Source organism: Candidatus Zixiibacteriota bacterium, assembly GCA_021159005.1.
GTDB lineage: Bacteria > Zixibacteria > MSB-5A5 > UBA10806 > 4484-95 > JAGGSN01.
Map to the genome: position 1 here is coordinate 1 of JAGGSN010000199.1, position 12286 is coordinate 12286.

10 protein-coding genes are annotated in these 12286 nt (G+C 41.3%); 7 read left to right on the forward strand and 3 right to left on the reverse strand.

The window, feature by feature from the left end:
• Window positions 1-248 precede the first annotated feature (248 nt).
• A complete protein-coding gene (locus tag J7K40_12680; protein MCD6163247.1) occupies window positions 249-515 on the forward strand; it encodes a hypothetical protein in 267 nt (88 codons plus the stop codon).
• Here J7K40_12680 and J7K40_12685 read toward each other — a convergent pair.
• Genes J7K40_12685 through J7K40_12695 form a run of 3 tightly spaced genes read right to left on the reverse strand, consistent with a single transcriptional unit; the run spans window position 512 to window position 6404 of the window.
• A complete protein-coding gene (locus J7K40_12685) occupies window positions 512-2359 on the reverse strand; it encodes a tetratricopeptide repeat protein (protein ID MCD6163248.1) in 1848 nt (615 codons plus the stop codon). The two genes, J7K40_12680 and J7K40_12685, sit on opposite strands and share 4 nt — an antisense overlap.
• Window positions 2352-5720 (reverse strand): hypothetical protein, encoded by a 3369-nt coding sequence (locus tag J7K40_12690; protein ID MCD6163249.1) that lies wholly within the window; start codon window positions 5718-5720, stop codon window positions 2352-2354. Before J7K40_12690 ends, J7K40_12685 begins: the two co-directional genes overlap by 8 nt.
• 3 nt (window positions 5721-5723) lie before the next feature.
• Entirely contained in the window at window positions 5724-6404 is a 681-nt protein-coding gene (locus tag J7K40_12695; protein MCD6163250.1) for a DUF4159 domain-containing protein, read from the reverse strand.
• A 364-nt stretch (window positions 6405-6768) separates the two neighbouring features.
• On the opposite strand from J7K40_12695, the gene J7K40_12700 reads away from it, so the two are divergent.
• The 6 genes from J7K40_12700 to J7K40_12725 form a co-directional block, all read left to right on the forward strand.
• A complete protein-coding gene (locus J7K40_12700) occupies window positions 6769-7449 on the forward strand; it encodes a hypothetical protein (protein ID MCD6163251.1) in 681 nt (226 codons plus the stop codon).
• A gap of 1 nt (window position 7450) precedes the next feature.
• Complete coding sequence (locus tag J7K40_12705) at window positions 7451-8689, forward strand: glycosyltransferase (protein MCD6163252.1); 1239 nt, start codon at window positions 7451-7453, stop codon at window positions 8687-8689.
• A 10-nt stretch (window positions 8690-8699) separates the two neighbouring features.
• Window positions 8700-9494: a trehalose-phosphatase gene (gene otsB / locus J7K40_12710; protein MCD6163253.1), complete on the forward strand. Its 795-nt coding sequence runs from the start codon at window positions 8700-8702 to the stop codon at window positions 9492-9494.
• Window positions 9494-11068 carry a trehalose-6-phosphate synthase gene (locus J7K40_12715; protein ID MCD6163254.1) on the forward strand — a complete coding sequence of 525 codons (1575 nt, stop codon included), beginning with the start codon at window positions 9494-9496 and terminating at the stop codon, window positions 11066-11068. Before otsB ends, J7K40_12715 begins: the two co-directional genes overlap by 1 nt.
• Before the next feature lie 370 nt (window positions 11069-11438).
• Window positions 11439-12146: a transposase gene (locus J7K40_12720; GenBank protein MCD6163255.1), complete on the forward strand. Its 708-nt coding sequence runs from the start codon at window positions 11439-11441 to the stop codon at window positions 12144-12146.
• Window positions 12122-12286: IS110 family transposase (locus tag J7K40_12725; GenBank protein ID MCD6163256.1), on the forward strand; the 165-nt coding region annotated here is incomplete at its 3' end. The genes J7K40_12720 and J7K40_12725, both read left to right, overlap by 25 nt.

Sequence of the window (12286 nt, forward strand, 5' to 3'; positions counted from 1 at the left end):
TAAAATTCGGATTTTTACTTGTCATAAACTTATATTTTGCTGTCGAAGAATTAATGCAAGATAACTTATTGCATCTTGTTAACTTACAACAACTAAACTTTATGTTTCGGTGTTCAGCTGTAAAATCAAGTATAAATGAAACTATTTGAAACCATTTGCTAATTAGGGCGAAATATCTTTTTTGATGTAATTAAACTACCTAATTGATTTACCGATAATAAATAAAACATTTATACAAGGGAGAAAACATGCTTGCCTGGTGCGCAATTTTATTTGGTATAGGAATAATAGCATTCTTGGATTCGCTTTTTAACTATGGTGAAATCTTTAGAAGGGTTAATTCCGTTTGTTTTCTTTTAGTCTCGCTGGGACTTTTAGTAAGAACCAGCATGAAGATAAAACTTCGCTATGTCGAAGGACTTACCGAAAGAGTCAAGGAACTCGAAGCAAAAATGAGCGGTGTTGTTTCTCGTGATACTACCGAAACCAAACCGAAAAAGCAGCCGATTTTTTAAATTGATTTAAGTTTATTGAGATACAGTCTCGCTTTTTCAATAAGTGGCGAGGCTGGATAATCGGTTACTATTTTTTCAAGCAGTTCATCGGTTTTTTCGGGCTGCAGTTTTCTATCTCTATATATCTCAGCCAAATTAAATAACGATCTGTCGGTGTATAGCCCCTCAGGATAAGAGTAATTGTAATCTTCGTAAGCGCTGATTGCCTTATCCCATAAGCAAGTTTCAGAATAGTAACATGCTAGATTAAACAATATATATTCATAAGCCGGAGATTGAGTAAACGATATTGCCTGCTCCATAACCGCAATTGCGCTGTCTGCCTTTTGAGAATAATAATAGCGGCTGGCATCGGCGATTAAATACAATACGGTATCATTCTCGGCATCAGCGATTAATGACTGTCGGTCAAGGCAATCATTAACGAAAAAGCCTGTGGGATATTCCATCACAAGGCTTATGTATCCCGCTTTGGCCTTTTTGAAATCATAGGCATAAAAATTGATTTCAGCTTGAAGGAATATGGCTTTCTCAACAAGGTAATCGCAGCCTTTTGACTTTTGAATTGAATTTAATAAAACGGAAGCCTCCTCATAATTGCCCATCATTATTTTAACCTCGGCCAATTTCATCATAGCTTTGTAGGTATAAAGAGATGGACGATTATTGTTGGCGATACCGGCAAATAGTTTCTCGGCAGATTCAAGGTTGTGAAGCCTGTTGACATAAATATCGCCAGCGGTTAAAGTCGCTTCCAGTTTTAAATTATAATCATTAGGATTATCCCGAACCTCATCTAAAATCTCAAGAGCTTGTTGATACAACCCCAGTTTATCAAGGCTCCGGGCTTTAATAAACTTGATTTTCACCTGTTCTTTTCCCTTGATGCTTTCGATATAATAATCGGCTGCTGATATAGCCATATCGAATTCGCTATTGTCATAACACAATGAAGCAAAGCTAAAGATAAATCTGCCCTGCGAATTGGACAATTTATCGGCATATTTGTAGTTTTCAAAAGCGGCTGTCAGGTTTTTAGCCAGACGATTAATATCTCCAAGCATAACATACAAATTGGGGTTAGTCGGGTCATTTTTTATTGCGCTGGTAATCAATATTGTAACCTCTTCAGAGCTGTTGGATAACGAGTCGCTTGAGCATTTCGTGATAACATCGATAATCTGATTGGAAATTTTGCCCGTATTTTTTGGATTATGCTTTAGAAGGTTAAGAAATTCGGCTACTGCTCCTTTGTAATCGCACTGAGAAATAAAAATGTCCGATAATTCCCGCGAAAACAGCTCAGGTTGTCCAAGCGCAATCCTGGCGCGGCGATAAACAGACACTGCCTCATCATAAAAACCATAACCGAGATAATAACTGGCAAGATAGACATAATGTGATTTAGAACTGCCGGCTAATTCGAAAGCATGTTCCCACGTTGAATCGGCTAACCTAAGGCTGTCGGTAAGGAAATAAACCTCGCCAAGCTGGCAGACTAAATAAAAGCTATCAGGTGAAGCCTCAAGTTCTTCTAATACTAACGATTTTAAAGCGGGATAATCTTTCATGCCGCGGTAGGCGTTTTTAATCTCTTTGGCAATCGAGGGAATATTTCCATAAGTGTTGCTTAGCGATTTTAGCAGAGTTATAGCTTTCTCAAAATTGCCAACCTTAATCAAACTTTTAGCTGTTTTAAGATTGCGTTTAAAATATCTATCGGTAGCGGCAATATCCTTTTCTTCACTTTTGGATTTAACGCTAATTTGTGCTTCAGCAACTAACGGCATTATGAAAAATGATAATGCTGTAAGAACCGTAAAAAGAATATATCGTTTATTCAATTGCGCTATCCTTTGTTAAGGCTTTAAAGTATTCTTTGATTTGCCGTTCGTAACGTTTTGGGTATTTTTCAGTCAGCGCCTTTTTGATATCCTCAGCCAGCTTTTCGTTGTTCATATTGCCGAAATTCAGAGCCTCGGGACCTCGTCTGATAATATCATCGGCGGTTCGCGCTTGTCTCTTGCGCGAATGGTCGCGTCGATGGACAGATTTTTGGGCATCCAATAGTCGCGATAAAATTCGTTCCTGACGCTTTATAGTGTTCCTATTAAGGTTTTGATTTTGCAGATCTTGGGACACTTTTTTCATTTCTTCGCCAAGCTGGTCAATCCGTCCGAGAATATTGCCGCTGCTGCCGAGTTCTTCAGTCAATTCCTGAAGTCCTTTACGGATAGCTTCCTGCTGGGCGGCTAATCTTTGCATGCCCTGCTTTTGTGCCATACTCAACATCTGTCCTGGCATCGGCATCATCATTTGCGACTGCTGATTTATATTCATCTGCTGCTTTCCCATCTGGTTAAGCTTCTGCATTAGCGACTGCATTCCCGAGCAGCTCGAGGATTGACATTGGCTGACTTCATCCAATGCTTTCATTAAAACAGAGACCGATTGATTAAGAGCAGACATCGCCTCAACCTGATTATTCTCAGCTTTGCCCGGATGACGGCTATTAAGCTTATCGATAGCTTCCTGCATGCTTGTCAGCGCCGCTCCCAATCTTTCCATCACAGCGAAATTAACAAAAAGCGTTTCTTTAGTAATATCAGAAACATTCTGTGCCACTCTATCGGCTGCCGTTTCGATATCTTTCTGCTGGCTGGCGGCCTCACGGCGTCCTTCCAAGCGCTTAATATCTTCTTTTGTCGAATTGATTACATCTTCTTGATTATGCGATAAATAGAGAATATCAGCGATAGCTTTTTTTATCATGCCGGTAATCATCTGCTGCTGCTGAGACTGCATCTGCTCCATCATCTGCTGAAACATCTGAGCCAGTTCATTGAAATCCTGCTGAAGTTGGCCGCCTTTTTTACAGGCATTCTTACTGCTGCACATGCCCAGGCTTTGCATCATCTCCGACATCTTCTTGCTCAATTCGGGCGAGTTAACTTGTTGGTCGGCTTTTTCCATATCCTGTTTGGGAATCATATCAAGCTGGTCATTCAATTGTTTGGCTTGCTCGAATTGTTCTTTCAGATTTTCCAATCCTTGTTCCTGCTGTTTTTGCTGGCTTTGACATTTCGAGACATCATCTTTTTTCTGGCATTGGCTTAGCTTATCGTTGATTTGCTCTTGCTGTTGGGCGAGTTTTTCCGATAGCTTGGCTAACATATCAATTTTTTGTTCAAGTTGATATTTCTTTAGAAGCGCCAGCATTCTATCGAGGTTTTCATTTGTTTGCTCGACAGACATCTCGAAGTTTTTCATAGCCTCTTTTAGCAATTCCGGATCCATTTTTTGCAGAGCTTCCTGAAGTTTTTTCATAGCTTCTTTCAGTTCGGGTGTGGCAACCTCTTCCATCAGATTGCGAAGCTCTTCCATTTTATCCAGCATTTCCATCGTTGCCATTTCGTTTTTTTCAAACTTTTCAATCGCATCATCTATTTGTTCTGCCATCTGTTCAAGCTTTTCGGCTATATCTTTTTGACGGTCTATTGTATGTTGAATTTGCTGTTTTTTCTCCCAATCGACTTCGGAAAGCTTGAGCATCTCGCGGGATAATTGTTCCAGTTCTTTTTTTAGCTCTTTCTGATTGGCGACTGTTTCCTCAAAATCGACAAATATCTCCTCTTGCTGGCCGGTAATATCAGCCATGATTTCATCGATGCTGGGCAGTCTGGCGCTGTATGTTTTGCTAACTGAAGATTTGGGGCCGGAAATTATATCGTTGTCGAATAATTCTAAATAATAATAAACAAGGTCGCCGGGCAAAAGGTAGAGTTTTTCGATAAACCAGTTGTATGTAAACAAAGCCTCATTTAAATTACCAAAAGATTCTTTCAAAACCTCGCGCTTTTTGCTCGATTCCCTGCCTTCGGAAAACGTCCAGTATACTAACTCAAGTTTCGTAAAACCGAAATCATCATAAAGGGCGGCATCAATTGGCAGTGTCATGCTCTCATCAAGGTCAACATCCACAGCCGGGAATGTAATCTGAACCTGCGGCGGATAATCATCCAAACAGACCAGATCAAATTTGATGGGGTCGCGGTTATTCAAGCCGGAGGAATCGGTGATTTCAATATGGTAGCTGCCGCTTTTATTCAAAGCAAACTTCCCGCTAAGCTGTTTCCCGTCCACTGTCATCTTTTTACGTTTGTTGGAATTGAATACCATATCTGCGGTTTGGGCAGGTTTATTCATTTTTCCCTTAAACATAACGCGTGTGCCCTTAAGCGCAGTAACAGAGCCATCGTTATTTGGCAATGTTTCGGTTTGAAGGCGGGTATAGTCGGGGTAGTCGAGAGTAATAGAAACATCAACAAGGTTGGGCGGGTCTATGACGGTGATTTTTCCAATTGATGACTCAACATTTTTCGCCCGCGCATAGTATTCAATATCCCGCTTAACCTTTTTAAAAGTATATGTAAAAACGCTGTCTCCATAAATTACATCGCCAGTGTCATCGGTTTGTCTTTCAGCGGGGATAGCAATCCATTTGCCGTCATCGAATTTGAAATTAAAATCGACTCGCCTGGTTTTCTCGCCGGCGGCGATGATTTTTATGGCAACATCATCATTTTTAATCGCCGTATAAGATAAAGGCTTGAGTATTAACTGCAGATTGGTTGGCTTGGGAATATCGGCGAAAGGATGACTGTACAGCAGGCCGACATTAGAAATTGTCCGGCTTGAAACAGCAAAGGCAAAGACAACAGCTAATACTGACAGCGCCAGCCGCTTGTAAGGAATTGTTTTTTTTTGGACGGCCGCATTAAAATCGAGGTCTTTGATTTCCTCGCCTGTTTCTTCAATAGTTTTTTCGATTAGTTCTATTGAGTAATTTTCTTTATTGACTTTAAGTTTGTCGTAAAGCTCAAGTGAGGCAATAAGTCGGGATTGCAGTTTGCCGTAATGTTTTTCCAACCTTAGAGCTATTTTTGATAGCGGCAGTTTTTTAATCAGCGGTTTTAAAACATATAGCCCGATAAGAGATAATGCGCCAGCGATTCCTATTATTAGTAGAATGACTCGAAGCGCCGGGTCGGGCCAGAAAAGGCCTGTAATTATCCATAGGATAAAAACAAAACCGCTTAAAAATGCCAATAAATCAGCCAGACCCTCAAATGCCTGCCATCGACTTATGGAATTTTGCGTGTCGGAAAGCCGCTCGATAATTGATTTGTAATTATTTTCACTCATAATTTAATGTGTCATGGCGTATGTTACAATGTTGGCGCCCATTTTCAATGATGCCTGATGTTTTTCCGGGGGATCTTTATGAACCTCGTAATCCTCCCAGCCATCGCCGATATCGCTTTCATAAGCGAAAAATACAACCAGTTCCTCATCCCAGAATATGCCGAAACCTTGCGGCGGTTTATTATCATGCTCATGGATTTTTGGCAAACCGTTGGGGAATTCATACAAACAGTGATAAATCTCATGGCTAAACGGCAGTTCGACAAGTTCTTTCTCCGGGAAAACCCGTTTCATTTCACGTTTGAAAGCGGGCGCTAAACTATAACTGTCATTAGCGAAAAGGAAACCGCCCGAAATTAAATACTCCCGCAAGGCGGATACTTCTTGTTCTGTCAATTTGATATTGCCGTGCCCCGTTAAATACAAAAAGGGGTAATTGTAAAGCTCTGGGTCGGCGGCTTTAATATTGACTTCTTCATCGACTACGGCAACATTAGTGTTTTCGGCTAAAAACTTATGAAGGTTGGATATTCCCGACCGTCCGCAATACCAATCGCCGCCGCCGCTAAATTGCAAGCGGGCAACGGTAAAAGCCGAATGATTTGATTCGACAGTATTAAATTGACTCATCCCGACACCAGTCAGGATTAGCGCAATCAACATTATCAGAAAAGACTTTTTCATTACTTTATATTTACGTCCCAGAAGTTCAAAGGTTTACCGGGCTTAGTAAAATTATTAAGCCGTTTTCAATATATGTATTACATAATATATGTCAATAGTTTTAGAGTTGATGTCTCCCCAAAAAGCTAAATAATACCCCTATTCAGATTATATAACGCTTGGAGTTTGAATATTTAATCATGCAGCCTTTCCGAACTTGTTGAAATTGATAGTATTATGAGGATATATTATATTAACCTAAACAACTATATTGTCTTGGCAAATTAATAAAAGTATATTATGTTTATAACCGATAAGTATATTGCATAGTTATGGCAATTTAGAATATCAGTTTTTAGCCATGATTATATTGATGAGATAATATATGAGCAATAACAACAATACAAACAACGAATCTTTCCAAGTAAAGGACTGCACTATAATTGTCAGGATGGGTGGTGTATATCCTGCAATTAACCTTCGTGAAATGCGGGAACGGACAGCGATTTGCCCGATTGAGTGTCTTTATCATCATTTTTGCGAGACACTTGTCAGGCCGAGTTTCGATGACCCGGAATTTCGCAATGATTTTGCAGTGTGGACATCCAAGTATCTTAGAGATCGTGTTTTGGCTGAACGTTTGGGTATGATAAATCCGTATTCTTTTGAAGACCTCGAACAGATGCGCGCCAAAATTATTGACCTCATCGACGAAAGACTTGATGAAGTTCACTTTATCCCCTGGGTGGCAAGAAATGAGGAATTTCGGTTTCTACGGGCGGTTACAATTGTGTTCGATACAGGTTTAGAATTACACAACCCGAAAGATTTTACGGCTCAATTGCCTAATATGACCCCCAGTACGTTGTATTATCATTTCATTGAGGCGCGGCGGCGGACAGAGGAAAAAACCGATGATTTTACCGCCTGGATGAACAAACTGGAAAACAAACCGGTTAAACTGATAAAAGCGCTTGAAAGCATCGATTTTTACACATTAAATCTTTCCGAACTGAAAACAGCTCTATATGGTGTCTGTATAAATCTCAACAACGAGGATGTTTAAAATGGCTAATTCTCTTGCGGATTATGAACCGGTTGTAGGGAAAGTTGCTATATCGCAATTGCGGCAACTTGCCGAACATCTTCAGGGCGCCAGTGTAGTCCATGTTAACTCGACCAAAGAGGGCGGCGGCGTGGCTGAGATTCTCAATTGGCTTATTCCAGTGATGAATGAACTTGGACTGGATGCCAAATGGGAAGTAATCAATGGCAATGAAGAATATTTCAGAACTACTAAATCTTTCCATAATGGTTTGCAGGGCAATCCAACGGTTTTATCTCCGTTGATGAAACAAGCCTATGAAGATACTGTCGAGGAAAACGCTCAACGGCTTCGGCCTATTCTTGAGGAAGCCGATTTTGTTATAATCCATGATCCTCAGCCGGCGGTATTGTTTGAAAATTGTCCAAATAGAAAAGGAAAATGGGTTTGGCGATGTCATATTGATGCCAGTCGTCCATTTCGCAAGGTCTGGCAGTATATAAAAGAGAAGGTTTCCGGCTATGATGCCAGTATTTTTTCGATGGCTGAATTTGCTCAATCTTTGCCTCATCCGCAATTTTTAATAGCTCCAAGCATTGATCCGATTAGCGAAAAAAACTGCGCTCTTTCTAATGGTGAACTTAATCGCATTATAAGCGAACTCGGGATTCCCAATGACAGGCCAATATTAACTCAGATATCCCGTTTTGATAGATTTAAGGACCCAATCGGAGTAATCGAAGCCTATAAAATGATTAAAGATAACATTGATGTCGAATTAGTATTAGCCGGCGGCGGAGCCACGGATGACCCTGAAGGCGCGGCTGTCTTGGAGGAAGTTAGAAGCGCTGCCGATGGCGATGAGCATATTCATGTATTGTTTCTGCCAAGCAACGCTCATCGAACAATAAACGCCCTTCAACGCGCCTCGGCTATCGTAATTCAAAAATCGCTTCAGGAGGGTTTCGGATTAACAGTTACCGAAGCGCTCTGGAAAAGCAAACCGGTTATAGGCGGTAATGTAGGCGGGATACGCAGACAAGTTCATAACTATTATACAGGCTTCTTAGTAGATACTCCTGAAGGCGCCGCTTTGAGAATCAGGTATCTTTTAAGAAACCCGGGTCGAATGAAAGCAATTGGCGAAACCGGTAAACAATTCGTTAGGGAAAATTTTTTACTGACTCGACACCTGCGCGAATATCTGACATTGATGTTGGGACTAAAGCAAGGTCTTGGCAACCATTTGCTTGCTGATTAAGTTGTAATATATGAAGATATTAAAGCCGGGATTTATACTCGATAATTATTTTAGGGCTTTAACCAAAGCTGAAAACAGGGCGCTTCTGCTTGATTATGACGGCACTTTAGCTCCGTTTAAAACAGAACGGGATAAAGCTATCCCATATCCGGATGCGATACCTATATTGGATAATCTGATAGAATCTGATAAGTGCCGGGTAGTAATAATCAGCGGCCGCCGAATTGATGATTTATTGCCGCTGCTCAATTTGAAAAACCTGCCCGAAATATGGGGTTCTCATGGTTGGGAACGATTGATGCCTGATAAAACATATCATGTTTTCGATTTTGGCAAGCAGGCTATCAAAGGATTGGCTGAGGCTGAAAATTGGTTAGTAAAGGAAGCTCTTCAAAGCCGATACGAGAATAAACCCGGTTGTTTAGCTCTTCATTGGCGAGGTTTGCCTGATGATGAAGCAAAGGAATTAAGCGATAAAGCGAATGAGCATTGGTCGCCAATCGCCGCCGGTTCCGGATTAGAAATACATGTATTCAACAACGGTGTTGAACTGCGGGCTTCCGGCCGCAATAAAGGATATGCTGTAAAAAAAATAATTTCGGAAACAGGGAAATGTATGATAACATATATGGGGGATGATTATACTGATGAAGATGCTTTTGGGGCGCTTAATTCGACTGGGCTTGGAGTTTTAGTTAGCGATAAGCTCCGTGAAACTGCCGCCGGCTTATGGGTTAAGCCTCCCGATGAAATGCTGGATTTTCTAAAAATGTGGGAGGAAAGCGTTGTAGGAGGAGAAAAATAATGAGAGCTTTAAAATTATTTGTCGGTGAAAAGAAACAGGTGAAAAGCAAGAAAATTCAGGATTTATTCGATAAAATCGGTTCACAGCGATTGCTTGTGGTTTCTAATCGTCTGCCGGTTATAATTGATTGCGCAGACGGCAACTGGCATATTCATCCTGGCACCGGCGGCTTAGTAACAGCTTTGGTGCCAATTATGGAAAAGATTTCAGGGTTATGGCTAGGCTGGCCCGGCAGCGCTGAGGGTATACCGTATGAACAGCTATTAAAAGATTTTAACGATAATAATTCATATAACTTAAAACCGGTTATACTTTCTCAAGAGGATGTTGAAAAATACTATTATGGTTTTTCAAATGAAACATTATGGCCGCTATTTCATGACCTGCTAAGCTACTGTAAATTCGATAAAGATGATTGGGAGGCTTACAATCGAGTAAATCGAAAATATGCCGAAACCATTGCCGAATCTGTAAGACCGGATGATTTTATATGGGTTCATGATTACCATTTAGCCCTAACGGCCTATTACCTTAGAGAGATGAATATCAAACATAACCTGGCTTTTTTCCTTCATACGCCCTTTCCGTCTTTTGACCTTTTGCGCCGCATGCCCTGGAGGAATCAATTTATTAAGGGCATGATGTCGTACGACCTGCTTGGTTTTCAGACTTTAAGAGATAGACGTAATTTCGTTAACTGTGTTAAAAGTGTGATGCCTGCGGCAAAAGTCAATATAAAGAAACGGTATACATTAATATCTTATGACGACAGAATAATTAAAGTCGGCAATTTCCCAATCAGTATTGACTTTGAGGAATTCAATGATCTTGCCAAAACAAAAAAGGCGGCTGATGAAGCCTGGTATTTCCATGAGAAATTTAACGCCAAGCGATTAATCCTGGGAGTTGACAGACTCGATTACACCAAGGGAATCCCGGAAAGATTTCTGGCATTTGAGCGCGCTCTGGAGAAGTATCCCGACCTTCAAGGGCAATTGACTTTATTCCAACTGCTAATACCAAGCCGTACGCCGGTGCCCGAATATAAGCATCTGAAAAAACAGCTTGATACACTTGTAGGCAGAATCAACGGCAAGTTCTCCAATCCGGGCTGGGCGCCAATCCATTATATGTTTCGCGCGCTCGACAGGCACAAGCTGATAGGCGCCTACAAAGCCTGCGAGATAGCTTTGGTAACGCCGCTTCGGGATGGTATGAATCTTGTCGCCAAGGAATATTGCGCCAGTTCGGTAGATAATAACGGCGTTTTAATCCTAAGCGAATTTGCCGGCGCGGCCGACAGACTGAAAAACGGCGCAATTATTGTCAATCCGTACGACCTTGAGCAAACCGCCGACGCTATTTATCAGGCTTTTACTATGGATCCCTCCGAAAGAAAAAGGCGCATGAGCAGAATGCGATCGGATATTAAACGCCGGGACGTTCATCAATGGGTAAAGTGGTTCATCGAATCCTTTCGGGAACGGAAGCTTCCGCCATCGATTGAGGATATTGATATATCCGGTGATGAGCAAGAGCTTGAGGAAATAAACATCCAAACGGAAGAGCAGTAGGTCGGGTTCTGACCGGAGGGAAAAACCCGACACGTTCGCTAAAGATGCATGCTGCTTTATCACCGTAGTTTCTTATAATAGATAAAAATTCTTGCTTAACGATATTGAAGATATATTGAGCGCGAGGTGTCGGGTTTCTCCCCGCCGCGGCAGGGTCGGAACCCGACCTGCTATGCTTTCATCTGTCTATAATACAGGTACGCATGAACATACACCAGTCATATTCAGGAGTGGCTCAGATAGTTACTATGGTATGAAAGCGTGTGTAATCCATAGTTTTCTTGAAAAAGTTGAGGCTGCCTTTTATCTTACAGGAAAAACACTTTAAACAAAACGTGGTCAAACGCCACAACCCGAAGGAGGCAACCTCATGCGTAAGATGCAAGATTTTGTAGCAAAAGGCAAGAAAGTATTTGTTGGTTTGGAAGATTCTAAAAAAACATGGAAGTTATGTGTTAGGTGCGGCAACACGATAGTACACCAAACAAGTATGCCAGCGGATTATAGCAATTTAAAGAGCTGCTTGAAAGGCCGCTATCCGGGGTGTAAGATTCAAGTAATGTACGAGGCTGGTTTTAGCGGTTTCTGGCTGCACGATTTATTAGAGGCAGATAAAATTGATTGTATTGTTACACCGCCGAACAAGGCAACTCAGGAGAAAGTAAACAAAGTTAAAACCGACAAGATTGATGCGCGTCGCCTGGCTAAGAATTTAGAGAATGGAGATTATGCCAGTTGTCGTGTTCCTGATGTTGAGCTTCGAGAGGACCGTCAGATAAGTCGGACACTAGATCAAACTCAGAAGAATATAAAAGCAACCAAGAACCGGATCCGCAGATTTTTAGATTTATATAATTTGAATGATGGTTTCCCGGCCGGCGCTTGGAAAGAGTCTTATTACAAGCAGTTTTACCATTTGAAATTGAATCATTCTTTACAGGTTAATTTGGATTGTCATTTAAATAATCTTAAGGAGCTTAAGAAGTCGAGGGCGATTCTATTAAAGGAACTTCAGGCACTATGTAAAAAGCTCGCTATAAGGAATCTGTTCGGATTAAACAAAGTAGTCCGGGTATAGGCTGGCTATCTGCTATCAGGTTTACGTTGGAATGGGGTAATATGAACAGGTTTTCTAACGGCAAAAAGATGGCTTCATTTACCGGTCTGACCAGCAGCGAGTATTCGACAGGAGAAAAGGTGCATAGGGGGCGCATTACC

Excerpts from the sequence above, each read along its gene's own strand:
- J7K40_12680 (MCD6163247.1), top strand. The coding sequence starts at position 249 with ATGCTTGCCTGGTGCGCAATTTTATTTGGTATAGGAATAATAGCATTC.
- J7K40_12695 (MCD6163250.1), bottom strand. The coding sequence starts at position 6,404 with ATGAAAAAGTCTTTTCTGATAATGTTGATTGCGCTAATCCTGACTGGT.
- J7K40_12690 (MCD6163249.1), bottom strand. The coding sequence starts at position 5,720 with ATGAGTGAAAATAATTACAAATCAATTATCGAGCGGCTTTCCGACACG.
- J7K40_12705 (MCD6163252.1), top strand. The coding sequence starts at position 7,451 with ATGGCTAATTCTCTTGCGGATTATGAACCGGTTGTAGGGAAAGTTGCT.
- otsB (MCD6163253.1), top strand. The coding sequence starts at position 8,700 with ATGAAGATATTAAAGCCGGGATTTATACTCGATAATTATTTTAGGGCT.
- J7K40_12715 (MCD6163254.1), top strand. The coding sequence starts at position 9,494 with ATGAGAGCTTTAAAATTATTTGTCGGTGAAAAGAAACAGGTGAAAAGC.
- J7K40_12720 (MCD6163255.1), top strand. The coding sequence starts at position 11,439 with ATGCGTAAGATGCAAGATTTTGTAGCAAAAGGCAAGAAAGTATTTGTT.
- J7K40_12700 (MCD6163251.1), top strand. The coding sequence starts at position 6,769 with ATGAGCAATAACAACAATACAAACAACGAATCTTTCCAAGTAAAGGAC.